The sequence below is a fragment of the Rhodococcus sp. PSBB066 genome (assembly GCF_017068255.1).
Classification (GTDB): domain Bacteria; phylum Actinomycetota; class Actinomycetes; order Mycobacteriales; family Mycobacteriaceae; genus Rhodococcus; species Rhodococcus aetherivorans.
The window spans coordinates 37207-60492 of record NZ_CP070859.1; the positions used below are offsets into that span (position 1 = coordinate 37207).

Consider the following 23286-nt stretch of genomic DNA (forward strand, 5'->3'; position numbering starts at 1 on the left):
CCGTACGGCCGCACGGGCACAACGGACCGATCCACACTACCCTGCACCGCAGGTCGCGGCCCTGGCAGCACATCTCAGCCGCCGGCCTGCCAGGCCCGCCACAGCCGCGCATAGCGGCCCCCGGCGGCGACGAGCGCCGCGTGCGGTCCCTCCTCGACGACCCGGCCCGCCTCGAGCACGACGACCCGGTCCGCCGCCGCGGCCTGCGTCAGCCGATGCGCCACGACCAGGGCGGTGCGTCCCCGCGTCACGACGGCCGCGGCCGCTTCGAGGGCCCGTGCGCCCGCGCTGCCGGCCTCCGCGGTCGCCTCGTCGAGCACCACCACCGGTGGATCGGCGATCAGCACCCGCGCCAGCGCGAGCTGCTGGGCCTGGGCCGCGGTCAGGGGATGTCCGCCCTCGCCGACGACCGTGTGCAGGCCGTCGCCGAGCGCGCGGACCCACTCGCCGGCCCCGACCGCGTCGAGTGCCGCTTCCACCTCGTCCGCGGTGGCGCCGGGCCTGGCCAGCCGCACGTCGTCGAGCAATGGCCCGGCGAACACGTGCACCTCCTGGCTGACGATCACGACGCTGCGACGCAGCCGCGGTCCGAGTTCGCCGAGCGACCGGCCGTCGATACGGACCTCCCCCGAGGCGGGCGTGACGACGCCGGCCGCGGCCGCGGCGACCGTCGACTTCCCGGCGCCGGTCGACCCGACCAGGGCCACCGTCTCCCCCGGCGCGACCTTCAGGTCCACGCCGTGCAGGACCTCGGGCCCGTGCAGGTACCGGTGCCGCACCCCGGCCAGTTCCAGCGCCGGCGGACCGTCGCGTCGGACGTCGCGCGGAGCGTCGCGCTCCGGCGGCTGCGCCGGGAGCTCGGCGACGCCCACGAGGCGGGCCAGGCTGGCGCCCGCGGACTGGACGTCGTCGAAGGTGAAGAGCAGGAGCCCGAGCGGCGAGAACAGGCGGTGGAACAGCAGTGCCGCCGCGGTGGCCTCGCCGACGGTCACCGCATCCGCCCGCACCAGCACGAACCCGGCGACGAGAAGCGCCGAGAGACCGACGAATTCGGCCCGGTTGGCGCGGCCCGCGAACCGGGTGAACAGGCCGAACACGCCGACGGTGAGGTCGCGGGCGCGGCCCGACGCGGCGTCGATGCCGGACAGGTGGGCCGGGTCGAGCCCGTAGGCGCGGACGGTGCGCACACCGTGCATGCTGCTGACGAGTGCCTGCGACCGTTCTCCCATCGCCACCCGCTCCGCGGCGTACAGCGGCGCCGACCGGGGCAGGTACCAGCGCAGGGCGAGCGCATACAGCGGCAGCGCGACGAGCCCGGCGAGCCCGAGCCGCCAGTCGATCCCGACCGTGGCCGCGACGCTGACCACCACCAGCATCAGCGCCGCCACCAGCTGCGGCACCACCGAGACCAGCGCCTTCGCCAGCACCGCGACGTCGTCGCCGACACGGGAGAGGACGTCGCCGTGCCCGGCGCGTTCGACGGTCTCGGTGGGCAGGCGCAGCACCCGCGCCAGGACCGTCTCGCGCAGCCGGGCCAGCACCGTCTCGCCCAGCCGCGCAACGAGGTGCAGGCCGGCGCCGTCGAGCACCCCGCCGACGACCGCCGCGGCTGCGATCAGCGCGACGACCCACCCGAGCGTGGCCATCGGCGCCTGTTCGCGCACCCGGTCGACGAGGATGCCGAGGACGCGCACCGGCACCACGGAGGCCACCGCGGCCCCGACGGACACCGCCACGGTGAGCGCGACCCGGCCCGGCGCGGCGCGCAGCTGCGCCCCCAGCCAGCGCCACGACCGTCCGGCGGAGGCGATCGGCAACAGCTCGGACTCGTGCGTCGTCATCGCAGCACCGCCGCCCGGTAGGTGGGGTGTGTGGCGGCCAGTTCGGCGTGGGTGCCGGCGGCGACGATCCTGCCGTCGTCGACCACGACCACGCGGTCGGCGACGGCGAGCAGCACCGGGCTCGAGGTGATGACGACGGTCGTGTGCTCGCCCCCGTCGTGCCGGACGCGCGCGATCCCCTCCGCGACGGCCTGCTCGGTGACGGCGTCGACGGCGGTGGTCGGCTCGTGCAGCACCAGTACCGGGGCGCGCCGCGCCAGCGCCCGCGCCAGCGCCACCCGCTGTCGCTGCCCGCCGGACAGGCTGCTGCCGCGGTCGACGATCCGCTGGTCGAGACCGTCGGGGTGGGTGTCGGCGACCTGCCCGGCGGCGGAGGCGCGGAGCACCTCCGGGGGTATGCCCCCGGACGGGTCGCACATGCCCGCGGTGATGTTGCCGGCGAGCGTGCCGGCGAACAGGTCGCTGTGGTGCGGTTCGGCGAGGACGGTCCGGCGTGCGGCGACGGGGTCGAGCGCGCCGAGCGGGACTCCCCCGACGGTCAGCTCGCCGCGGACGTCCTCCGGCGGCACCTGCCCGGACAGCACGTCGGCGAGGGCCTCCGCGTCCTGCGGCCGGTGGGCGAGGACACCGAGCAGTTCCCCCGGCGCGACGGTCAGGTCCATCCCGCGCAGCGACCGGTAGCCGAGTCCGCGCAACACGAGGCGGCCGTCCGACGGTGTCCCGGTTCCGGCCGGCAGCAGCGGCGGCGCGTGCAGCACCAGCGACAGCCGGTCGGCGGAGGCGCGGGACGCGGCCCACGACGACGGCAGGGCGGCGAGCGTCCCGAGGGGTTCGACGACGAACTGGGCCAGGCCCACGACGGTGATGAGCTCGCCGACCGAGATCCGGCCGGCGAGCGCGGCCCAGCCCGCGACGCCCGCGACCGCGACGGACAGCAGCGCGCTCACCGCCGCCGAGGTGCCGGTGTAGACGCCGGCGGCGCGGGTCGCGCGGAGCGTCGCGGCGAGCGCGTCCGCGCTGGCCTCCCGGTAGCGGCGGGCGGCGGCCGGCTCGGCACCGAGGCCCCGCAGCGGTCGGAGCCCCGTGACGAGATCGGTCGCCAGGCCCGACGCCCGCGCCACCGCCTCCTGCTGTGCGGTCATCCGCCGGGTCAGCAGCGGGGTGGCGCGGTCGAGCGCGACGAGGATCGCAGGCGTGCCCAGCAGCACCAGCAGACCGAGGGGGACGTCGACGAGCAGCAGCGCCACCGCGGCCCCGGCCACCGCGGTGATCGCCGCGGCGGTGGCGGGCACCACGTGCAGGATCTGCGCGGCCCGCCCGGCGTCGGTGGTCGCCACCGCCAGGAGTTCCCCGATGCGCAGGGAGGTGCGCACCCCGCGCGGATCGAGGATCCGGCGCGCCACCGTGACCCGCAGCCGGTGCGACTCGGCCTCGATCGCCGCGACGAGCCGGCGCGCGCCGAAACGCCACGAGTAGGTGAGCACGACGAACAACGCGGCCAGGCCCGCGAGGGCGACGACCAGCGTCGGGACGTCGCCGCTGGTGACCGGTCCGTCGATGATCGCCCCGATCGCGACGGGGACGAGGGTCTCCATGACTTGGTGCAGCGAGACCAGCGCGGTGCCGATCGCCAGCGCGACCCGCTGGTTCGCAATCGTGTGCCGCAGCAGCCGCAGACCCGGCTCCTTCCCCTGATCGATCCGGCGATCACCGTCGCTGCTCATGCCTCCCACCACACGAAACTCTCCGTTCCCCGTCCCCGCTCCCAGAAGTGAGCCAACCCTAACTCGTGGAGCGGCTGGCGTCGGAGTCGCCGGTTCTCATAGAGTCGCACTACGAATGACCTGCTCGAACGGAGCAGCCAGCCCGGGAGGAACCACCATGGCCGCGGACGCCACCACCGAGAACGACATCCCCGACGAGGAACTCGAACCCGTCGCGGACGAGACGGCCCGTCAGGCACAGCGTGTCGTCGCTGCCTACGCGGAGGATGCGGACGAATGCCGCATGCTGCTGTCCATGCTCGGCATCGGGCCGAACCCGAAGACGGACTGAGCGGATACCGGCGAACAAGGACAGAGGAGCACCACGTGGCTGCAGGTGAGGAGTCGATGCACGTGGGTGGTTCGGACTTCGTGGTCGTCGCGAACCGCCTGCCCGTCGACCTCGAGCGTCTTCCGGACGGCTCGACCCGATGGAAGCGCAGCCCGGGTGGCCTCGTCACCGCGCTCGAGCCGATCCTGCGCAACAACCGCGGAGCGTGGGTCGGCTGGGCCGGTGTCGCCGACGCCGAGCTCGACCCGATCGTCGAGGACGGCCTCGAGCTGCATCCGGTGCCGCTGAGCGGGCAGGAGATCGCCGACTACTACGAGGGCTTCTCCAATGCGACGCTGTGGCCGCTGTACCACGACGTCATCGTCCGGCCGGAGTACCGGCGGGAGTGGTGGAACACCTACGTCGAGGTCAACCGCCGGTTCGCGGAGGCGACCGCGAAGGCGGCGGCACAGGGCGCGACGGTGTGGGTGCAGGACTACCAGCTGCAGCTGGTGCCGAAGATGCTGCGGATGCTGCGGCCGGATCTGACCATCGGCTTCTTCCTGCACATTCCGTTCCCCCCGGTGGAGCTGTTCATGCAGATGCCATGGCGGACCGAGATCGTCGAGGGCCTGCTCGGCGCCGATCTGATCGGCTTCCATCTGCCCGGCGGTGCCCAGAACTTCCTGTACCTCGCGCGCCGGCTGGCCGGTCATCAGACCTCCCGCGGCACCGTGGGTGTGCGCTCGAAGCTCGGGGTGGTGCAGGTCGGGTTCCGTGCGGTGCGCGTCGGTGCGTTCCCCATCTCCATCGACTCCGGACAGCTCGACGAGCGGGCCCGCCGCAAGTCGATCCGCGACCGCGCCAAGCAGATCCGCAAGGAGCTCGGCAACCCGAAGCACATCATGCTCGGCGTCGACCGGCTCGACTACACCAAGGGCATCGACGTCCGGCTCGACGCGCTGCTCGAGCTGATCGCCGAGGGCCGGGTGGATCCGGCCGAGACGGTGATGGTGCAGCTGGCCACCCCCAGCCGCGAGCGCGTCGAGTCGTACGTGCAGATGCGCGGCGCCATCGAACAGACGGTCAGCCGGATCAACGGCGAGTACGCCGAGGTGGGCCGGCCCGTGGTGCACTACATCCACCGGCCCATTCCGCGCGACGAGCTGATCGCGTTCTTCGTCGCGGCCGACGTCATGCTGGTGACGCCGCTGCGCGACGGCATGAACCTCGTCGCCAAGGAGTACGTGGCCTGCCGCAGCGACCTCGGCGGCGCCCTCGTCCTGAGCGAATTCACCGGGGCCGCAGCGGAATTGCGCCAGGCATTCCTGTGCAATCCGCACGACCTCGAGGACGTCAAGGACAAGATGGAGGCGGCGCTGAACCAGTCCCGCGAGGACGGTCGGCGGCACATGCGGGCACTGCGCCGGCAGGTCCTCGCCCACGACGTGGACCGGTGGGCGCGCTCCTTCCTCGACGCACTCGCGCATCAGGGCGCGGCCGGTCCGGCGCTGATCGCGCCGGCGGAGGTCGGCGAGCCCGAGTGACAAGCACACCGGACCGCGAAGCCTACGGTGTCCGGTCGTCGTCCGAGCGCAACGTCGAGGAGGCGACGACCGGGACGCCGGCACCACGCATGCCCACGCCCGCCGATTCCCTCGACGTGCTGCTCGTCGAGGACGACGCCGGGGACGAGCTGATCATCCGGGAGTCGTTCGAGGCCAACGAGATCGGCAGCACGCTGCACGTGGTGCGGGACGGCGCGGAGGCTCTCGACTTCCTGTACCGGCGCGGGGCCCACGCCGGCGCCGTGCGGCCGGCGCTGGTGCTGCTCGATCTGAACCTGCCGAAGTACGACGGGTGGCAGGTGCTCGAGGCGGTCAAGGCCGATCCCGACCTGGCGTCCATCCCCGTCGTCGTGCTGACGACGTCCACCGCCGAGGAGGACGTGGTGCGCAGCTACCGGTTGCGGGCCAACGCCTACGTCTCCAAGTCGGTGGACTTCGACCGGTTCGTCGCCACCGTGCGGCACATCGACCGGTTCTTCGTGCACATGGTGCGCCTGCCCGGCCGCTGACCGTCCGCCCGGCTCAGATCGGGGTCAGGCGGCTCACCAGCCAACGGCCGTCGTGCTTCTCGAGTTCGACGCGGACGCGGCTGCCGCTGCTGACCGCCTCGGGATTGACGGAACTGGTGGTGATCTGGTTGAGGAACAACAGGGTCACCGCCCGATCGGCCTCGGCCGACACGACCGACGACGCCTGCACACTCACCTGCACGGTGATCGCCTTCTCCTTGGCGCCGGGCGCGATGACGTTCTTCATCAGGTTCGTGTACTCGTCCCGGAAGTCGCCGGTGAGCCCGTCGGAGGCGGCGGCGACCTGCTCGTCGACCGTGGCGTGGTCGTACGCGAGCATCGCGACGGCCTGCTCCTCGGCGGCCTGCAGGGCCTCGGTCCGGGCGGCCTCGGCGCCGTCGCGCTCGACCTTGTCGTACACGCCCACGCCGACGAGGCCGGCGAGCACGATCGCCGCGGCGGTGAGGGCCGCGAGCAGCATCCGGCGCGCACCTCCCCCGGAGCCGGGCTGCGCCGTAGCGCTTTCCGCGCCCTCCACGCCCGCGGCGTCGTCGGTCTTCTCGAGGGTCACGGCCTCGTCCTTCGAATGCTCGGTCATGGTACGAAATCCACCTTCGAGGCCAGCAGCCGACCGTTCTCGTCGCAGATCGTCACCCGCAGCCGGAAGTCGCGGGGCTCGGGTTCGGGCTGTTCCGCGTTGCTGACCATCGACCGCGCGGCCACGAGCGAGGACATGCAGGCGCCGTCCTCGGCCTGGATTCCGGCCTCGATCACCTCACCGGTGGTGTCCACGTTCGCCTTGGTCACCACATCGACGAAAGGCCCTTCGCGTCCTTCGAATTCGGCCTTGAAGTCACCGGTCGCCCCGTCGAGCAGACGCTGTACGTCCTCGGCCGCGCTCTGCGGGTGGATGGTGGTCAGATTCAGCACGGTCTGCCGCGCGGCCTGCAGGTACGCCGCCCGCCGGGCGTCGTGGTCGCGGTCGGCCGTCGCGCCGAGCCACAGCCACACTCCGGCGCCCACCAGGGCGAGGACGATCAGGGCTGCGACCGCGGGGAGCACCCGGCTCTGCCGGGCGGGTCCGGTCTCCGGCGTCGATGTCGTGGGGGTCTCTTCGTCCGCCATCAGCCTTGCTGCGCCTTCATGTACGTCTCCAAACTGGTCTCGGGGCCGGTGTCGACGTTGCGGTACACCGTACCTTCGGGACCGATGTACGTTCCCGTCGCCGGGTCGATGCCGCGCGCCGTCACCCCGGCGGGCGCGGCCGCACCCGTCCCGGTCGCGTGCGAGGCGGGCACCGGCATGTCGCCTTCCGACTGCACGGGCGTCGGGGCGCCCCGCCACGGGTTGTCGAGGTATTCGGGCTGGTACCCGTTGCGGCACGCCTCCGGCGTGGGGGCGCGCCGGCCCGGGAACTCCATGCACGGCAGGTTCCGCGCGCCTCGCACGGCGTTCGGATCCGACTGCGGGAGCTTGCAGTACACCTCGCCGGGGGTGTCCACCATCGTGGTGTCCGCAGGGCTGCGCCACTGTTCGGGCGGCAGGAAGCCGGACAGGCACGGCGGCGGATCGTGCAGCTGCAGGTGGAAGTCGACGACCGCGCCGTCCTCGGCCGGTCCGCTGCCGGCCGCGGTGATCAGCGCCGTGGTCATCGGCGGGTACAGCACCAGGATCTGTTCGATGCCGGCGTTGTAGAGCACGCCCACCTCCCCGACGCCGACCATGTTGGCCAGCAGCAGCGGCAGCGTCGGCCGCAGGTCCTGCAGCAGCTGTTCGGCCTCGGCCGCGGCGCCCGGCCCCTTCGCGAGCACCGCCCGCAGGTCGGTGTCGGCGGCCCGCAGCCCGTCGGTGAACGTCAGCATGTCCCGCGTCCAGGAGCGGATCGCGTCGCTGGTGACGACCTGGGTGTCGAGCAGCGGACCGAGCTGATCGAGCAATGCCTTCGTCTGCTCGCTGCCGGCGCTCGCCTCCTGCACGAACAGGCGGGTCGAGTCGATCAGCCGCTGCAGGTCGGGCCCCGACCCGTTGAACGCGTCGAACGACTCGTCGACGACGGTGCGCAGCCGTGTGTCGCTGATGCTGGCGAGCAGGACGTCGGCCTGGTCGAGCAGCTCGCCCACCTCCTGCGGCACCGACGTCCGGTCGGCCGGGATCACGTCGCCGTCCGACAGATACTCCCCGTTCGAACCATCTTGCGGGGGAACGAAGTCCACGTACTGCTCGCCGACGGCGGACACGCTGCGGACCGCTGCGTCGACGTCGGCGGGGATCGAGCGGTCGCTGTCGATCGACAGGATGGCCTCCACCCCGGCCGGCGACAGCTGCACCTTGTCGACCACCCCGACGGTGTTGCCGCGGTAGGTGACGTTGGCGTGCGGGTAGAGCCCGCCGGTGGAGGGCAGTTCCACGATCACCGTGTACCGGCCGACGCCGAGCAGCTGCGGGAGCCGCACGTACTGCAGCGACATCACCAGCAACCCGACCACCGTGAGCACCGAGAAGATGGCGAGCTGGATACGGACGAACTTCGACAGCATCATGGCGCGGGCACCCCCAGCGGGGGCAGCCCCGGAACGGTGATCTCCCCCAGACCGGGGACCGACAGCGTTGCGGCCGGGCCGGGCGCGGGTTGCGCGGCCGGCTGCTGGAGCGGGGCCTGGAAGGGGTCCGCGGACTGGGCCGCCAGCCCGGCGTCCCGGCCGAGGATGCCTTCCGGGCCGGCGAGGCGCCCGGCGAGCGGGGTGCCGGTGAGGAAGTTCAGGTCCAGCCGTTCGAGGGTGAGGTCGATGGTCATGGCGAGGTTCGCGTAGTCGCCCCGGATCACCTGGTCGATGCCGGCCTGCGGGAACGGATAGGTCAGCAGCACGCCGAGCACCTCGGTCAGCGCGTTGCCCGAGTCGGCGAGCGCACGCAGTGTCGGAGCCAGCGCCTGCAGGTTGGTCTGCAGGTCGTCGCCGCTGTTCTCGACGAGCCGGCTGGCGACGGTGCTCATCTCGCCGAGCGAGGTGAGCGCGGTGGTCAGGTCCTGCCGCTGTTCCACCAGCACGTTCAGCGCGGCCGGCATCTCGTCGAGCGCACGGACGAGGGTGGCGTTCTGCGCGTCGACCGTCCACGCGAGCCGATCGATGCCCTCCATCGCGGCGATGATGTCGCCGCGCTGCCGGTCGAGGGTGCCGACGAGTTCGTCGAGCCGCGGCAGCAGGTTCCGGATCGAGTCCTCCCGCCCGTTCAGCGCCGCGTTCAGCTCGGTGGTGATGTCGTTGATCTGCGCGAGTCCACCGCCGTTGAGGACCACCGACAGCGACGACAGCGTCTGCTCGGTGGTCGGGTACACCCCGGCCCGCTCGAGCGGGATCAGGTCGCCGTCCTCGAGCCGGCCCTGCGGCGGCTCGTCCGCCGGCGACGCCAGTTCGAGGTGCTGCGAGCCGAGCAGGCTGGTCTGCCCGATCTTGGCGGTGGCGTTCGCCGGGAGTTCGACGTCGCCGTCGAGGGCCACCGTCACGAGCGCGTGCCAGTCCTCGACCTCGATCTTCGTGACGCTGCCGACCTGGACGTCGTCGACCCGCACCGGCGAGTTCTGCGTCAGGGTGGTCACATTCGGCATCTGGATCCGTACCTGGTAGGCGTCCTCGCCGTGCCCGGCGGTGCCGGGCAGGGCGAGGGAGTTGAGCCCCTCCCATTCGCATCCGGTCAACGTCAGGGACGCCGCGACCGCCATCGCGGCGGCGGCGTACCGCCGTGCCGGGCGGGTGTGCCGGGTTCGGGTGCTCATCGTCCTCCTCCCGGCTGCAACAGCGCACCGAGGTCGGGGGGAACCGTCACGGTGGGCAGATCCGAGAGCGGCCCGGCCGGCGGCGGAGTGGCGTCCGCGGGTGCGATGCCCCGGCCCGCCGCCTCGGCTTCCGCCTCGAGACCCGGTTCGGTGTACACGATCTGGTCGGGGAACGCCTCCACCGCGGCGATGGGGTTGGTCATGATCGGCAGGTAGTTCATCGCCAGCGACTGGAGGACCGGCCCGAGCTGCTGGCGGCACAGCTCCGCGCTGCGGTCGGAGGTGGCGTTCGCCGCGGCGGCCACGGACCCGCACATGAACTCGACGGGGTTGGCGAGGTTGCTGATCGCCAGCGCACCGGTGAGCGAGCCCTGGGCGGGCTTGTAGATGTCGTAGAAGTTCGCCAGCGCCGTCGGGCCGGAGTGCAGGACCCGCTCGATCTCGGGCCGCTTGCGTGCGAGCACCTCGGTGGCGTCGGCGAGGCGCTGCACCGACTCGGTCAGCGCTGCCCGGTTGTCCTGCACGAACCGCTGCACGTCGCCGACCGCGAGGTCGAGGTCCGCGAGCGAGGTGCCGAGCTGGCCCGAGCTCTGGGCGAGGACGTCCGAGACCGACGCCAGCCGGCCACCGAGCTGGACGATCTGCTCGTTGCTGGTCGAGAGCACCGACACGAACGCCTGCAGGTTCCGGACGGTGCCGAACAGGTCGGTGCGCCCCTCCGACAGGGTGTGCATGGTGTCGGACAGTTCGCGCAGCGTGGCACGGACGGTCAGGCCGTTGCCGTCGAGGTTCTCGGCGGCGGTATCGATGAAGCGGCCGAGCGAGCCCTGGGGGTCGAGGCCCTGGGGGCCCAGCGCCTCCGACAGGCGCATCAGTTCCGTCTTGATCTGGTCCCATTCGACAGGCGAGGCGGTGCGCTCGACCGGGATCGTCGCGTCGTCGGCGAACTGCGGGCCGCCCGAGTACGCCGGGGTCAGCTGGATGAAGCGCGCGGACACGAGGCTCTGCGCGATGATCACGGCCTTGGCATCGGCCGGGATGTCGACGGAGTCGTCGACCTGCATCTGCACGCGCACCAGGTCGTCGCCCGGCTCGATGCGGGTGATCGTGCCGACGCTCACGCCCAGCACGCGCACGTCGTCGCCCTCGTACAGGCCGCTCGTGGAGACGAATTCGGCGTTGATCGTGCGCTTCCCCCAGCCGGGCAGCACCACGGCGAATGCGACGAGGGCCAGGGCCACCACCGCGACACCGGCGATCACCGGTATCAGCAGGCGGCGGCGCTTTCCGGGCCGCCCCCCGGGGGCCTCGAGGGTGTGGGTGCTCATTCGCCATCCTTCGTGATCGACGGCGGGTTCTTCGGAATGATGTCCTGCAGGTCCTGCTGCAGCAGCTCGGGGGCGACCGTGCTGTCGACCAAGGCCTTCCACCACGGCGCGGGCAGGACGTTCGACACGTACGCGTTGAAGAACGGACCGCTCGCCACGGACTCGCCGAGCGCGCTGATGTACGGGCCGAGACCGTCGAGGGCGCCGGCGATGTTCTCCTTGTTCGCCTGCAGGTTGGCGGTCACCGCGTTGAGCTTCTCCAGGGTGGGAGCCATCTGCGCCTGGTTCTCCTGCACCAGCGCCGACAGCTGCCGTGAGACCGCGGAGATGTTCGCGATCAGCTCGGTGATCGCGTCGCGGCGCACGCTCAGCTCCCCGAAGAGGGCGTTGGCGTCCACCACGAGGGCGTTGATCCGGTCGCTGCGCTCGGCGAGGATGCCGGTCACCGATTCGGCGCGGGCCAGCAGGTCCTCGAGCGACTCGTCGCGCGCGTTGATGGACCGGGACAGCCTGGTCATTCCCTCGAGCGCCCCGCGCAACTCGGGTGGGGTGTCCTGCAGCGAATCCGACAGCGCGTTGAGCGAGTCGTTGATCTGCTCCGTGTCGAGATCCGACACCGATGTCGTGAGGTCGCCGAGAGCGTCGGTGAGCGAGTACGGGGAGTCGGTGCGCGCCAGCGGGATCGGCTCGCGCGGGTCGAGCGTCCCCGAACCGTAGGGCTGCACCGCGAGGGACTTGCGGCCGAGCACCGTGTTCGTCTTGATGTCGGCCCCGGTGTCCTCGCCGAGCGCGATGCCGTCGCGGACGGTGAAGGCGACGAGAACCTGCTGGTCGTCGAGGCGGACGTCGGTGACCTCGCCGACGTCGACACCGGCGAGGGTGACGGTGTCGCCGGGCACGAGACCGCCGGCGTCGGCGAAGTACGCCGAGTAGGTCAGGCCGCCGGAGAGGAACTGCAGCTGGTCGTACTGCAGGCCGGCGAGCACCGTCGCGGCCGCGACGGACAGGCCGACGATGCCGACCTGCACGGGATTGCGTTCACGGATCGGACTCATTCGATCTTCGCGCACCTTCCGGTCGTCTGCTCGGCCGACGTGAAACGGATGGTGGTCCCGTCCGGTCCCGAGAACTTGAACGTGTTGGCACACAGGAAGAATTGGAAGAAGTTGCCGTACACCCCCACCCGGATGAGCTTCTTGTAGTCGTTCGGCAGCCGCTCGAGCGTCCGGTTGATGTCGTCGCGCCCGAGGTCGAGCTGCGTCATGGTGCGGTTGGTCTCGGCGATCACCGACTGCAGGTCCGGCCGGTTGTTCTGCAGCAGCGAGGCGAGATCCCCGGTGCCGGCCGCGATCCGCGGGATGGCGGTGCCGATCGGGTCGCGGTCCTGCGCGAGCCCGCTCACCAGGGTCTGCAACCGGTCGACGGTCTCGGTGAACTGCTGGTCGTTCTCGTCGATGGTGGCGAGGACGGCGTTGAGGTTGTCGATGACGTCGCCGATCAGCCGGTCCCGGTCGGCGAGGGAGTTCGTGAACGAGTTGGTGTTGCCCAGCAGCGACACCAGGGTGCCGCCCTGCCCCTGGAAGACCTGGAGCAGCGCGCCGGACAGGTCGTTGACCTGCTGCGGGTCGAGGCCCTGCAACAGCGGCTTGAATCCGCCGAGCAGCAGGTCGAGGTCGAGCGCGGGTTCCGTCTGCGCCACCGGGATCGTGCCGCCGGCCGGCAGCGTCTCGCCGGTACCCGGTCCCTCGAGCAGCTCGAGGTAGCGGTCGCCCACCAGGTTCTCGTACCGCACCGTGGCCTTGGTGCTCGCCAGCAGCGTGTGCTCGGCGTCGACGTCGAAGGACACCTCGGCCTGGTTGCCGCGACCGATGTCGACGCTGTCGACCGACCCGACGGGCACCCCGGCGATGCGGACCTTGTCGCCGGCCTGCAGCCCGGACACGTCGGTGAACGTCGCGTGATAGGTCTGCGTGCCGGTGAACCGCACCTGGCTGAACACGATCGCCAGTGCCGCGAAAATCAGCACCATCACGACGGTGAACGCGAGGAACTTGACCGTGGTGGCCCTCACCGGATCACCCCGCTCCCCCGCGGCGCCCGGCCCACCGGGCGCGTCCACGTCCGCCTCTGCGACTCCGGCATCTCACTCGCCTCCCGGGAGCATGTCGCCGAACAGGAAACCGAAGATCGTCGGGTACCGCACCCACGTCTCGGTGTTCGGGTGGAACGGCACGGGATGGGTGTCGGCGACGACGAAGGGGGCGTGGCCGTCGCGCTTGGGATCGAAGGCCGGCAGCCCGTGGCAGTTCGGCCCACCCGTCGCGCCCACCACCGGCAGGTCCTTCTCGTGGTCGTACATGGTGGCGCCGCCCAGGAAGTTCGTGCTCAGCATCAGGGCCGGGTACTTGCCGGTTCCGGCCATGGGCTCGAAGGCGATTCGCGCGTCGTTGAGCCCGATGATGAAGCACGTCAGCTCCGGCGAGTACTCGCCGAGCAGCGTCGTGGTCTCCGTCAGCAGGTCCAGCGCCGAGGTCAGCTGCGCCTCGTTCTCGCCGAGGACGTCGCGACCGGTGTTCGCCAGGCCGGTGACGTTCATCAGCATCAGGTCCAGGTTGGCCTGCTCGTCGACGACGGTGTTGCCGATCGAGGTGGCGTTGTCGAGCAGGTTCATCACGTCGGGCGCGACGTCGGCGTACAGGTTGGTGACGTCGGCGGCCACGGCGAGGTCGTACTGCAGTTGCGGCAGCGAGGGATTCATCGTCGCGAGATAGTCGTCGGCCTCGACGAGGGTGGCGCCGAGGGTGTCGCCGCGACCGTTGAGGGCCTCGGAGATCGCCCCGAGGGTGGCGTTGAGCTTCTCCGGCTGGACCTGCGCGAGCACGTCGGACAGGTGCTGGAAGACCGTGTTGAACTCGACGGTGACGTTCTCGGCCGCGATGATCGCACCCTCCTGGAGCGGCACCGGCGACGGATCGTCCGGCATGAGCAGATTGACGAACTTCGCGCCGAACACGGTGGTGGACTCGATGGCCACGCGCACGTTGGACGGCACCAGGTGCAGCTGGCCGGGATCCATCGCGAGCTGCAGCAGCGCGCCGTCGGGGGTGTGCTCGACGGACCGGACCCGGCCCACCTCGACACCGCGGAGCTTGACCTTCGCGTCGGGCTCCAGCACCAGGCCGGACCGCGCCGAGGTGACCGTGACCGGGGTGGTGGCGGTGAAGGCACCGGCGAACATCAGCAGCGCCAGCGCGACGGCGACGGTGAGTCCCCCGACGAGACCGAGGGCCGCGAGTTTCTTCTTCCAGGAAGGTGTGTCCATGCGCCTATCCCGACAGGTTGAAGTTGCCGGTCGCCCCGTACACCGCGAGCGAGATGAGCAGGGTCACGGTCACGACGGCGATCAGGGATGCGCGCACGGCGTTGCCGACGGCGACGCCGACACCGACCGGGCCGCCACCGGCGTTGAAGCCGTAGTAGGTGTGGATCAGCATGACGGCGACCGCCATGACGATGGCCTGCACGAACGACCACAGGATGTCGGTGGGGATGAGGAACGTGTCGAAGTAGTGGTCGTACACGCCCGCGGACTGGCCGTAGAGCACGACGGTCGCGAAGCGGCTGGCGATGAACGAGGCGATCACCGCCAGCGAATACAGCGGGACGATCGCGATCATCCCCGCCATCACGCGGGTGCTCACGAGATACGGGATCGACGGGATCGCCATGACCTCGAGCGCGTCGATCTCCTCCGAGACCCGCATGGCGCCGAGCTGGGCGGTCGAGCCGGCGCCGATGGTGGCGGCCAGGCCGATGCCCGCGATGGTGGGCGCCGCGATGCGGACGTTGATGAAGGCGGCGAAGAAGCCCGTGAGCGCCTCGACGCCGATGTTGCCGAGGGAACTGAAGCCCTGCACGGCGATGATCCCGCCGGTGAACAGGGTCAGGAAGCCGACGATGACGACCGTTCCGCCGATCACGGCGAGCGCACCGGTGCCCATGCTGATCTCGGCGATCAGCCGGACCGTCTCCTTCGGGTAGTGCGTGATCGCGCGCGGGGCGTATCCGAGCGCCTTGCCGAAGAAGAGCGCCTGCTCGCCGAGCCGGTCCACGGAGTCGGAGGCGCGGGCGACACGGCGCCGCACGCGGGGGAAGCGCCAGGAGATCACTGCCATCTACATCACCGCCGTGCCGGTCACCCGCCCGTCAGCTTGATGCCGACGGCGGTGACGAGAAGGTTGACCACGAACAATGCCATGAAGGCGAACACGACCGTCTGGTTGACGGCGTCGCCGACGCTCTTGGCGCCACCCTTGACGTTGAGGCCGAGGTAGGCGGCGACGAGGCCGGCGATCATGCCGAACAGGCCGGCCTTGACCTGGGAGATCATGAGTTCGCCGAAGCCGGTGAGCAGGGTGATGCCGTTGACGAAGGCGCCGGGGTTCACGTCCTGGAGGAAGACGGAGAACGCGAAGCCGCCCAGGATGCCGATGGTGCACACCAGCCCGTTGAGCAGCAGCGCCACGACGGTGGACGCGAGGACCCGGGGCACGACGAGGCGGTGGATCGGGTTGATGCCGAGCACGCGCATCGCATCGATCTCCTCTCGGATGGTGCGGGCGGCGAGGTCCGCGCAAATGGCGGTGGCGCCGGCACCGGCGACGATGAGCACGGTGACCATCGGGCCGACCTGGGTGACCGCGCCGAGTGCGGCGCCGGCGCCGCTGAGGTCGGCGGCACCGATCTCGCGCAGCAGGATGTTGAGGGTGAAGCTGACCAGGACGGTGAACGGCACCGCGACGAGGACCGTCGGCACGAGGGAGACCCGCGCGACGAACCATGCCTGATCGACGAACTCGCGTCGCTGGAAGGGCCGGGAGAACACGGCCCGGGCGGTCTCGCCCGTCATCGCGAAGAATCCACCGACCGCGCGGAGCGGTACCTCGAGGAGGTCTACCACCGTCTCCTCCTCCGTTGGTTCGCTCGCCGGCCGAGGCCGGCGAGGGGTCAGCTTGTGACCCGCGTCATACTAACTAGAACGTGTTCACGTGTCAAAGACCACTGCGGCGCGGCGTGACACGGCTACCTCTGCGGGCGGGAGCCCCGCCGCACCGACCGAACCGGCGGCGCTCGCGTCGAGCGGAAAATCGGGGTTCGAACTGGGAATTCAGTGGACCGCGAGATCGGATCCGCCGCCCGTCCACGGGACCGAACTCGGTCGGGAACCGCGCCGGCCGCCCCTTCGCGAACCGCGTCGCGGGACGCAAAACTAGAACAGGTACTACACGATCTCCGAGCGGCCTCCGGCCGCGCGTTCACGCGCCCGGATCGCCGGACGACACGCGAGCCCGGGGTCGGGCCGACACTAGCCGGATCGGCCCCGGACGGCGCGATATTACCGAAGGACAACGTTGCATGTCACTTCGGGTACCGCCTAGTGGGACGTCAGAGGGCGAGTGCCTGCGCGGCCGAGAAGTTACGGGCGGGGTCCCGGTCGCCGAAGTAGCCGCCGACCCGTTCGGCGAGGCTCTCCGGGGTCCACCGGACGTCCGCGTCGAAGCGCTGCTCGACGACGGGCGCGGCCATGAGCGCGACCATCGGGCCGTAGACGACGAAGACCTGGCCGTTGATCCGGTCCGCCGCGGGCGACGCCAGGTAGGCGACCAGTGCCGAGACGTGCTCGGGCGACAGTGGATCCACCTCCCCCTCGGGCGCGGCACCGAAGACGCCCTCCGTCATCGCGGTGCGGGCCCGCGGGCAGATGGCGTTGGCGCGCACCCCGTACCGGGACAGGCCCCGCGCGGCGGAGAGAGTGAGTGCCGTGATTCCCGCCTTGGCGGCACCGTAGTTGGCCTGCCCCTCGGGGCCGAGCAGGCCGGCCTCGGAGGACGTGTTGACGATCCGGCCGTAGACGGGACCGCCGGCCTTCTTGGACTCGCCACGCCAGTACGCCGCCGCGTTGCGGCACAGCAGGAAATGGCCGCGCAGGTGCACGGCGATCACCGCATCCCAGTCCTCGTCGGACATGTTGAACAGCATGCGGTCCCGCACGATTCCGGCGTTGTTGACGACGATGTCGAGGCCGCCGAAGCGTTCCTGTGCCGTCGCGAGCAGCGCGTCGGCCGTGGCACGTTCCGCGACGCTGCCGGCCACGAACGCCGCATCGGCGCCGAGGTCGCGGATCTCGGCGAGGGTGTCCTCGACGGCATCGGTCGCCGCGAGATCGTTGACGACCACCGCGGCGCCGGCCCGGGCCAGCGCGACGGCCTCCGCCCGGCCGAGCCCGGCACCGGCGCCGGTGACGACGGCGACCTTGCCGTCGAGACCCACGCCCCCCTCGTCCGTCGCACCGTTTCCTGCGGGGCCGAGACCGTTGCCGGTTGCACTCATGGACGCGCTCTCCCTAGCGATGTCGGGCGGCCCACCCGGGGCCGCCGCGCTCCTGGTCGCCGCGGATTCCGGCGACCCCCGGAAATGTAGAACGTGTTCTCGTTTCTGACAAGGGGCGCCGTCAGGCCTCGCTCAGCGCCGCACGCGGGCACTGGGCGATCGCCGTGCGCACGTCCTCCTCCCGCTCCGGCGCGATGGGGTACGTGACGATCAGCTCGTCGTTGTCGTTCAGATCGAACACCTCGGGCGCGATTCCCACGCACACGCCGTTCGCCTCGCAACGATCGAAGTCGACCTTGACCTCCATGAACAGACCTCGCTTCTCGCTTGCTCGACCGATCGGGCGCCGGACGCGCGGGCTGGCGCGACGGCTCGAAAACCAGGCTAGAACGCGTTTCAGTTCTGTGCAATGATTCGGGAACATCGCCGAGCCGGTCCCGGTCCTCGGCCGTCGACCAGCTGCCTACCCGACGAACGGAGCGGTTCGTGGACATCGCGTACACCCCGCAGCAAGAGGAACTCCGCGCGCAGTTGCGCGCCTACTTCGCCGACCTGATGACCCCCGAACGACGGGAGGCGCTCGCCGCGACCACGGGCGAGTACGGCGCCGGCAACGTGTACCGGGAGGTCGTCCAGCAGATGGGCAAGGACGGCTGGCTCACGCTCGGCTGGCCCGAGGAGTACGGCGGGCAGAACCGTTCGGCCATGGACCAGCTCATCTTCACCGACGAGGCCGCGATCGCCGGCGCGCCGGTCCCGTTCCTCACCGTCAACTCGGTGGCGCCCACGATCATGCACTTCGGCACGCCCGAGCAGAAGGAGTTCTTCCTGCCGAGGATCTCCGCCGGCGAGCTGCACTTCTCCATCGGCTACTCCGAGCCCGAGGCGGGCACGGATCTCGCGTCGCTGCGCACCACCGCCGTGCGCGACGGTGACGAGTGGGTGATCAACGGCCAGAAGATGTGGACGAGCCTGATCGCCTACGCCGACTACGTGTGGCTCGCGTGCCGCACCGATCCGAATGCCCGGAAGCACAAGGGCATCAGCGTCCTCATCGTGCCCACCACCGCCGAGGGGTTCTCGTACACGCCCGTGCACACCATGGCCGGCCCCGACACCAGCGCCACCTATTACCAGGACGTGCGCGTCCCGGCGTCCGCGCTCGTCGGCGCGGAGAACGGCGGCTGGGCGCTGATCACCAACCAGCTCAACCACGAACGCGTCGCGCTCACCTCCGCGGGCCCGATCCTCACCGCGCTGCAGGAAGTGCGCGCGTGGGCGCAGCACACCTGCCTGCCCGACGGCCGCCGCGTCCTCGATCAGGAATGGGTGCAGATCAACCTGGCCCGGGTCCACGCCAAGGCCGAGTACCTGAAGCTGATGAACTGGGAGATCGCTTCCAGCACTGCGCCGCTCGGACCCGCACCGGCGTCGGCGAACAAGGTGTTCGGCACCGAGTTCGCCACCGAGGCCTACCGCCTGCTGATGGAGATCCTCGGCCCGTCGGCCACGCTGCGACAGAACTCCCCGGGCGTGCTGCTGCGGGGCCGGCTCGAACGGATGCATCGCAGCTCCCTGATCCTCACCTTCGGCGGCGGCACCAACGAGGTCCAGCGCGACATCATCGCGATGACCGCCCTCGGACAGCCACCCGCCAAGCGCTGACACTCCACCGGAAGGGACAAACCGTGGACTTCACCCTCACCGAGGCGCAGCAGGACCTCGCCGGCCTCACCCGCCGCATCGTCACCGAGATCGTCACCAATGACCACCTGCGCCGGCTCGACGCCGCCGACGACCGCATCGACCACACCCTGTGGGACGCGCTCGCCTCCTCGGGCATCCTCGGCGCGGCACTGCCCGAGTCCGTCGGCGGCGACGGCTTCGGACCGCTCGAACAGACGAGCATCCTCACCGAACTCGGCCGCGGCGTCGCCGCCGTCCCCTACCTGTCCTCGATCGTCGTGTCCGCCGCCGCCGTCGCCGAGTTCGGCAGCGACGCGCAGCGTCGCGACTGGGGCGAACCCGCCGCCACCGGCGAGAAGATCCTCACCGCCGCCCTCGAGGAGGAACTGAACGACGACCCCACGTCGCCGACCACCACGGCACGTCGCGCCGACGGCGGATGGATCGTCGACGGCACCAAGATCCTCGTCGACGCCGCGCCCGCCGCGGACCTGTTCCTCGTGCCGGCCTCGACCCCCGACGGCGTCACCGTGCTCCTCGTCCGTCCCGGCGATCCCGGCGTGACCGTGACCCGCCAGTACGACACCGGCCTCGGCTGCCTCGGGACGCTCACCCTCGCCGCGGCCTCCGTGCCCGGGGACCGCGCGCTCGGCACCGACGGCCACGCGGTCACCGTGTGGCTGCGCGACCGCGGGCTGCTCGGCTCGGCCGCATACCAGTACGGGGTGCTCGACCGGGCGCTCGAACTCACCGCCGGGTACGCCCGCGAGCGGGTGCAGTTCGATCGGCCCATCGGCAGCTTCCAGGCGGTGGCCCAGCGGCTCGCCGACGCCTACATCGACGTCAAGGGCGCCCGGCTCACCCTGTGGCAGGCGGCCTTCCGCGCGGAGGCCGGGCTGCCCGACACCGGGGAGCTGCGCACGGCCGCGTTCTGGGCCGCCGACGCCGGGCACCGCGTCGCGCACACACTCGTACACGTCCACGGCGGAGTCGGCCTGGACGAGGACCACCCCGTGCACCGGTACTTCCTGGCCGCCAAACACCACGAGTTCCACCTCGGGTCGGCCACCGCGCAGCTGCGGCACCTCGGCGCGTCCCTCGCGGAGGCGCCGGCGTGAGCGTCCCGATCAGCGGAACCGGCACCCCACCCGCCGCGGCGATGCCCCAGGATGCCGGCATGACCGACGTCCCCACCGTGACCGCGCTCCTCGAACGGCTCGCCACCGTCGACGATCGTGGCCTGCAGTTCGAGAACATGTCGCTGTCGTGGCGCGAGCACGTGCAGGCCGGCCGGGACCGGGCCGCCCTGTTGCACGAACTGCTCGACCCACGCAGACCCCGGCACTTCGGGATCCTCATGGACAACGTGCCGGAGTTCTCGATGCTGCTCGGCGCCGCGGCGCTGTCCGGCTCGGTGGTGGTCGGGCTGAACACCACCCGTCGCGGGCAGGCCCTCGCCCGCGACATCGCGCTCGCGGACTGCCAGGTGGTGTTCACCGAGGCCGCGAACGCGCGGCTGCTGGACGGACTCGACCTCGGCGGCGTCCGGGTGATCGACGTCGACTCCGCCGAGTGGGCCGATCTGCTCGCTCCCCACACCGGTTCCACCGCCGCGCCGGCGCCCGTCGCCGCGATCGATCTGTTCATGCTGATCTTCACGTCCGGCACCAGCGGCGACCCGAAGGCCGTGTGCTGCACCCACGAGAAGATCACCGGCCCCGGAGTGATGCTCGCGGAACGGTTCGGTCTCGGCGCCGACGACGTCGTGTACGTGTCGATGCCGATGTTCCACTCCAACGCGATGATGGCCGGCTGGGCGGTGGCGCTGGCGGCCGGCACCGGGATCGCCCTGCGGCGCAGGTTCTCCGCCTCCGGCTTCCTGCCGGACGTGCGCCGCTTCGGCGTCACCTACGCCAACTACGTGGGAAAGCCGTTGTCCTACATCGTCGCCACCCCGGAGGAGCCCGGCGAGGCGGACAATCCCCTGCGCATCATGTACGGCAACGAGGGCACGGCGCCCGCGATCGCCGAGTTCCGCCGGCGGTTCGGCGCGACGGTCGTCGACGGGTTCGGCTCCACCGAGGGCGGCATCTCGATCTCCGCGGCGCCCGATGCGCCGCCCGGGGCGCTGGGACGGCTGCCCGAGGGCGTGCGGATCCTCGACCCGGACACCGGATCGCCCTGTCCGGTCGCCGAGTTCGATGCCGACGGCCGCATCCTCAACGCCGACGTCGCGACCGGTGAGCTCGTCAACGTCGCCGGGGCCGGCCTGTTCGCCGGCTACTACAAGAACCCGGAGGCCGACGCCGAGCGGGTGCGCGACGGCCGGTACCACAGCGGCGATCTCGGCTATGCCGACGCCGACGGGTTCGTCTACTTCGCCGGCCGCAGTTCCGGCTGGATGCGCGTCGACGGCGAGAACATCGCGGCCGCTCCGATCGAGCGGGCCCTGCTCCGCTACCCGGGCTTCGCGCAGGTCTCGGTCTACGCGGTCCCGGATCCGCAGGTCGGCGACCGGGTGATGGCCGCGGTCATCCCGACCGGGGATTCCGCGTTCGACCCCGTCGCACTCGCCGGGTTCCTGGACGCGCAGGGCGATCTCGGCCCCAAGCAGCTGCCGACGCTGATCCGGGTGTGCCGGAACTTCCCGCGCACCGCCACGTTCAAGATCCTCACCCGCACACTCAGCGCCGAGCGGTGGCACTGCGCCGACCCGGTATGGGTCCGCCGCCGCGGCGAGCGCGAGTTCACGCCGCTGACCGACGACCTGGCGGCCGAGTTGCAGCCGCAGGTCACCGGATCGGGCCGATAGGCGATCCGGCACGAGGACTTGAACCTGACGTTGCGTCAGGTCGTAGCGTCCGCCCCATGACGACGAACGAACCCCGATCCCTCACGGTGGACGACATCATCGACGTCGCGGCGGCCCTGCCCGGGGTGGTGGCGACGACGGCCGGGGAGGACAACGGCGCGCCCCGGCAGGCGTGGGGCGACACCTTCCTGTTCTTCGATCCGGACGGCACAACCCCCGCGGACCGCAGGTTCCCGTTCGCCACGGTCGTCGTCCACGACTACGACGGCTTCGACACCGCGTCCCACCTCTACCGGACGGGGGTGTTCCGGCTCAACGTCGCGGTCGGCCGCGACGAGTTCCTCGACCTGCTGGGTTACCCGCCGGCCGGGCACGCGCGGCACGGCGCCGCCGTGGACTACACCGCCCTCGATCTCCTGCTTCCCCATCCCGTGTACGCGCCGCAGGGGTGGGTGTCGATCCTGAACCCGGGCGTGCGCACCGCCGCACAGGTCCCCGGCCTGCTCGCCGTCGCCCACGCCCGGGCGGCGCGACGACACCGGCCGTGACGGCGCATCATCGACGTGTGGACGGCGAGTACACGGTCGGGGACGTCGCGCGGATGGCCGGCGTCTCGGTGCGCACGCTCCACCACTACGACCGGATCGGCCTGCTCGTGCCCCATGGACGCAGCGCCGGCAACCACCGCCTCTACTCGGCCGCCGACGTCGAGCGGCTGCGACGCATCCTGTTCTATCGCGCGCTCGACTTCGGCCTCGATGCCATTGCCGACATGCTCGCCGATCCGGGCGCGACCGTCGACGATCACCTCCGCCGCCAGCGGCGGCTTCTCGAACAGCGCCGGGACCACCTCATCGGTCTGCTCGCGGCGCTCGATCGCGAGCTCGAGGCGCGGCGCACGGGTGTATCGCTCACCCCTGAGGAGCAACTGGAGATCTTCGGAACCGACCGGTTCGCCGAACGGTTCGCGGCCACCGAGCCGGACTGGCCGAATCACGACCAGTGGGAGCGGGCGGCGCACCGCGCCGCGGGGCACACCAGGGAGGACTGGGAGACGATCAAGGCCGAGGCCGACGCCGACATCCGAGCGTTCGTCGAGGCGATCGCGGCGGGCGAGCCGGCGGACGGACCGGTAGCGATGGATGCCGCCGAGCAGCACCGCCGCCACCTCGAACGCTGGTTCGGCCCGTGCAGTCCGCAGCAGCACTGCGAGATCGCGGCCCTGTATGTCTCCGGCGACGCCGCCACCGCCGAGTGGGAGGAGCTGGCGCCCGGGCTGCCGCGGTTCGTCCACGACGCGATCGTCGCGAACGCGCGGCGTGTCCGTGGGTCGTGACAGGGAGGTT

Annotated in this window: 22 protein-coding genes; 8 read left to right on the forward strand and 14 right to left on the reverse strand. The window is 71.2% G+C overall.

Annotated features, from left to right (window positions below):
* Nucleotides 1-74 precede the first annotated feature (74 nt).
* Both JYA75_RS00185 and JYA75_RS00190 read right to left on the reverse strand, forming a co-directional pair.
* A complete protein-coding gene (locus JYA75_RS00185) occupies nt 75-1841 on the reverse strand; it encodes an ABC transporter ATP-binding protein (RefSeq protein ID WP_203329572.1) in 1767 nt (588 codons plus the stop codon).
* Nucleotides 1838-3565, reverse strand: a complete 1728-nt coding sequence (locus JYA75_RS00190) for an ABC transporter ATP-binding protein (RefSeq protein ID WP_239010513.1) — start codon at nt 3563-3565, stop codon at nt 1838-1840. Before JYA75_RS00190 ends, JYA75_RS00185 begins: the two co-directional genes overlap by 4 nt.
* 157 nt (nt 3566-3722) lie before the next feature.
* Here JYA75_RS00190 and JYA75_RS00195 point away from each other — a divergent pair, with 157 nt between their 5' ends.
* From JYA75_RS00195 to JYA75_RS00205, 3 genes are read left to right on the forward strand one after another with little or no spacing between them, the layout of a single operon-like run.
* Nucleotides 3723-3896 carry a hypothetical protein gene (locus JYA75_RS00195; protein ID WP_006937887.1) on the forward strand — a complete coding sequence of 58 codons (174 nt, stop codon included), beginning with the start codon at nt 3723-3725 and terminating at the stop codon, nt 3894-3896.
* Nucleotides 3897-3952: 56 nt separating this feature from the next.
* Nucleotides 3953-5422, forward strand: coding sequence for a trehalose-6-phosphate synthase (locus JYA75_RS00200; protein ID WP_164528090.1), 1470 nt, complete (start codon nt 3953-3955; stop codon nt 5420-5422).
* Nucleotides 5419-5952 carry a response regulator gene (locus JYA75_RS00205; protein ID WP_102800445.1) on the forward strand — a complete coding sequence of 178 codons (534 nt, stop codon included), beginning with the start codon at nt 5419-5421 and terminating at the stop codon, nt 5950-5952. Before JYA75_RS00200 ends, JYA75_RS00205 begins: the two co-directional genes overlap by 4 nt.
* Before the next feature lie 13 nt (nt 5953-5965).
* On the opposite strand, the gene JYA75_RS00210 is transcribed toward JYA75_RS00205, so the two are convergent.
* From JYA75_RS00210 to JYA75_RS00265, 12 genes are all read right to left on the reverse strand, one after another.
* The gene (locus tag JYA75_RS00210) at nt 5966-6550 is read right to left on the reverse strand and encodes a hypothetical protein (RefSeq protein WP_029541061.1); all 585 of its coding nucleotides are present in this window, start codon (nt 6548-6550) and stop codon (nt 5966-5968) included.
* A complete protein-coding gene (locus tag JYA75_RS00215) occupies nt 6547-7077 on the reverse strand; it encodes a hypothetical protein (protein ID WP_050034586.1) in 531 nt (176 codons plus the stop codon). Before JYA75_RS00215 ends, JYA75_RS00210 begins: the two co-directional genes overlap by 4 nt.
* Nucleotides 7077-8492, reverse strand: coding sequence for an MlaD family protein (locus tag JYA75_RS00220; RefSeq protein ID WP_065923035.1), 1416 nt, complete (start codon nt 8490-8492; stop codon nt 7077-7079). Before JYA75_RS00220 ends, JYA75_RS00215 begins: the two co-directional genes overlap by 1 nt.
* Nucleotides 8489-9724: an MCE family protein gene (locus JYA75_RS00225; protein ID WP_029541053.1), complete on the reverse strand. Its 1236-nt coding sequence runs from the start codon at nt 9722-9724 to the stop codon at nt 8489-8491. The genes JYA75_RS00220 and JYA75_RS00225 overlap by 4 nt, the downstream gene beginning before the upstream one ends.
* On the reverse strand, nt 9721-11052 hold the full coding sequence (locus JYA75_RS00230; RefSeq protein WP_006937873.1) for an MCE family protein: 1332 nt from the start codon (nt 11050-11052) through the stop codon (nt 9721-9723). The genes JYA75_RS00225 and JYA75_RS00230 overlap by 4 nt, the downstream gene beginning before the upstream one ends.
* Nucleotides 11049-12107: an MCE family protein gene (locus JYA75_RS00235; RefSeq protein ID WP_006937871.1), complete on the reverse strand. Its 1059-nt coding sequence runs from the start codon at nt 12105-12107 to the stop codon at nt 11049-11051. Before JYA75_RS00235 ends, JYA75_RS00230 begins: the two co-directional genes overlap by 4 nt.
* The gene (locus JYA75_RS00240; RefSeq protein WP_006937869.1) at nt 12104-13123 is read right to left on the reverse strand and encodes an MCE family protein; all 1020 of its coding nucleotides are present in this window, start codon (nt 13121-13123) and stop codon (nt 12104-12106) included. The genes JYA75_RS00235 and JYA75_RS00240 overlap by 4 nt, the downstream gene beginning before the upstream one ends.
* 72 nt (nt 13124-13195) lie before the next feature.
* Nucleotides 13196-14374 carry an MCE family protein gene (locus tag JYA75_RS00245; protein WP_006937867.1) on the reverse strand — a complete coding sequence of 393 codons (1179 nt, stop codon included), beginning with the start codon at nt 14372-14374 and terminating at the stop codon, nt 13196-13198.
* A gap of 4 nt (nt 14375-14378) precedes the next feature.
* The gene (locus JYA75_RS00250; protein WP_029541049.1) at nt 14379-15227 is read right to left on the reverse strand and encodes an ABC transporter permease; all 849 of its coding nucleotides are present in this window, start codon (nt 15225-15227) and stop codon (nt 14379-14381) included.
* Between the two features lie 20 nt (nt 15228-15247).
* Nucleotides 15248-16012 carry an ABC transporter permease gene (locus tag JYA75_RS00255; RefSeq protein WP_072634288.1) on the reverse strand — a complete coding sequence of 255 codons (765 nt, stop codon included), beginning with the start codon at nt 16010-16012 and terminating at the stop codon, nt 15248-15250.
* A 485-nt stretch (nt 16013-16497) separates the two neighbouring features.
* Nucleotides 16498-17442, reverse strand: a complete 945-nt coding sequence (locus JYA75_RS00260; protein ID WP_203329574.1) for a 3-oxoacyl-ACP reductase — start codon at nt 17440-17442, stop codon at nt 16498-16500.
* Nucleotides 17443-17563: 121 nt separating this feature from the next.
* Nucleotides 17564-17749, reverse strand: a complete 186-nt coding sequence (locus JYA75_RS00265) for a ferredoxin (protein ID WP_050034583.1) — start codon at nt 17747-17749, stop codon at nt 17564-17566.
* Between the two features lie 179 nt (nt 17750-17928).
* On the opposite strand from JYA75_RS00265, the gene JYA75_RS00270 reads away from it, so the two are divergent.
* The 5 genes from JYA75_RS00270 to JYA75_RS00290 are packed head-to-tail and all read left to right on the forward strand — an operon-like array spanning nt 17929 to nt 23276.
* Nucleotides 17929-19107, forward strand: coding sequence for an acyl-CoA dehydrogenase family protein (locus tag JYA75_RS00270; RefSeq protein ID WP_050034582.1), 1179 nt, complete (start codon nt 17929-17931; stop codon nt 19105-19107).
* Between the two features lie 23 nt (nt 19108-19130).
* On the forward strand, nt 19131-20246 hold the full coding sequence (locus tag JYA75_RS00275; RefSeq protein ID WP_006937849.1) for an acyl-CoA dehydrogenase family protein: 1116 nt from the start codon (nt 19131-19133) through the stop codon (nt 20244-20246).
* 59 nt (nt 20247-20305) lie between these two features.
* The gene (locus JYA75_RS00280) at nt 20306-21940 is read left to right on the forward strand and encodes a long-chain-fatty-acid--CoA ligase (protein WP_050036271.1); all 1635 of its coding nucleotides are present in this window, start codon (nt 20306-20308) and stop codon (nt 21938-21940) included.
* A 56-nt stretch (nt 21941-21996) separates the two neighbouring features.
* Complete coding sequence (locus JYA75_RS00285; protein ID WP_050034581.1) at nt 21997-22488, forward strand: DUF6194 family protein; 492 nt, start codon at nt 21997-21999, stop codon at nt 22486-22488.
* A gap of 17 nt (nt 22489-22505) precedes the next feature.
* The gene (locus JYA75_RS00290; protein ID WP_050034580.1) at nt 22506-23276 is read left to right on the forward strand and encodes a MerR family transcriptional regulator; all 771 of its coding nucleotides are present in this window, start codon (nt 22506-22508) and stop codon (nt 23274-23276) included.
* Nucleotides 23277-23286: the final 10 nt, after the last annotated feature.

Excerpts from the sequence above, each read along its gene's own strand:
- JYA75_RS00230 (WP_006937873.1), bottom strand. The coding sequence starts at position 11,052 with ATGAGCACCCACACCCTCGAGGCCCCCGGGGGGCGGCCCGGAAAGCGC.
- JYA75_RS00220 (WP_065923035.1), bottom strand. The coding sequence starts at position 8,492 with ATGATGCTGTCGAAGTTCGTCCGTATCCAGCTCGCCATCTTCTCGGTG.
- JYA75_RS00250 (WP_029541049.1), bottom strand. The coding sequence starts at position 15,227 with ATGGCAGTGATCTCCTGGCGCTTCCCCCGCGTGCGGCGCCGTGTCGCC.
- JYA75_RS00235 (WP_006937871.1), bottom strand. The coding sequence starts at position 12,107 with ATGAGTCCGATCCGTGAACGCAATCCCGTGCAGGTCGGCATCGTCGGC.
- JYA75_RS00195 (WP_006937887.1), top strand. The coding sequence starts at position 3,723 with ATGGCCGCGGACGCCACCACCGAGAACGACATCCCCGACGAGGAACTC.
- JYA75_RS00285 (WP_050034581.1), top strand. The coding sequence starts at position 21,997 with ATGACGACGAACGAACCCCGATCCCTCACGGTGGACGACATCATCGAC.
- JYA75_RS00245 (WP_006937867.1), bottom strand. The coding sequence starts at position 14,374 with ATGGACACACCTTCCTGGAAGAAGAAACTCGCGGCCCTCGGTCTCGTC.
- JYA75_RS00265 (WP_050034583.1), bottom strand. The coding sequence starts at position 17,749 with ATGGAGGTCAAGGTCGACTTCGATCGTTGCGAGGCGAACGGCGTGTGC.
- JYA75_RS00260 (WP_203329574.1), bottom strand. The coding sequence starts at position 17,442 with ATGAGTGCAACCGGCAACGGTCTCGGCCCCGCAGGAAACGGTGCGACG.
- JYA75_RS00215 (WP_050034586.1), bottom strand. The coding sequence starts at position 7,077 with ATGGCGGACGAAGAGACCCCCACGACATCGACGCCGGAGACCGGACCC.
- JYA75_RS00185 (WP_203329572.1), bottom strand. The coding sequence starts at position 1,841 with ATGACGACGCACGAGTCCGAGCTGTTGCCGATCGCCTCCGCCGGACGG.
- JYA75_RS00200 (WP_164528090.1), top strand. The coding sequence starts at position 3,953 with ATGCACGTGGGTGGTTCGGACTTCGTGGTCGTCGCGAACCGCCTGCCC.
- JYA75_RS00210 (WP_029541061.1), bottom strand. The coding sequence starts at position 6,550 with ATGACCGAGCATTCGAAGGACGAGGCCGTGACCCTCGAGAAGACCGAC.
- JYA75_RS00225 (WP_029541053.1), bottom strand. The coding sequence starts at position 9,724 with ATGAGCACCCGAACCCGGCACACCCGCCCGGCACGGCGGTACGCCGCC.
- JYA75_RS00280 (WP_050036271.1), top strand. The coding sequence starts at position 20,306 with ATGACCGACGTCCCCACCGTGACCGCGCTCCTCGAACGGCTCGCCACC.
- JYA75_RS00190 (WP_239010513.1), bottom strand. The coding sequence starts at position 3,565 with ATGAGCAGCGACGGTGATCGCCGGATCGATCAGGGGAAGGAGCCGGGT.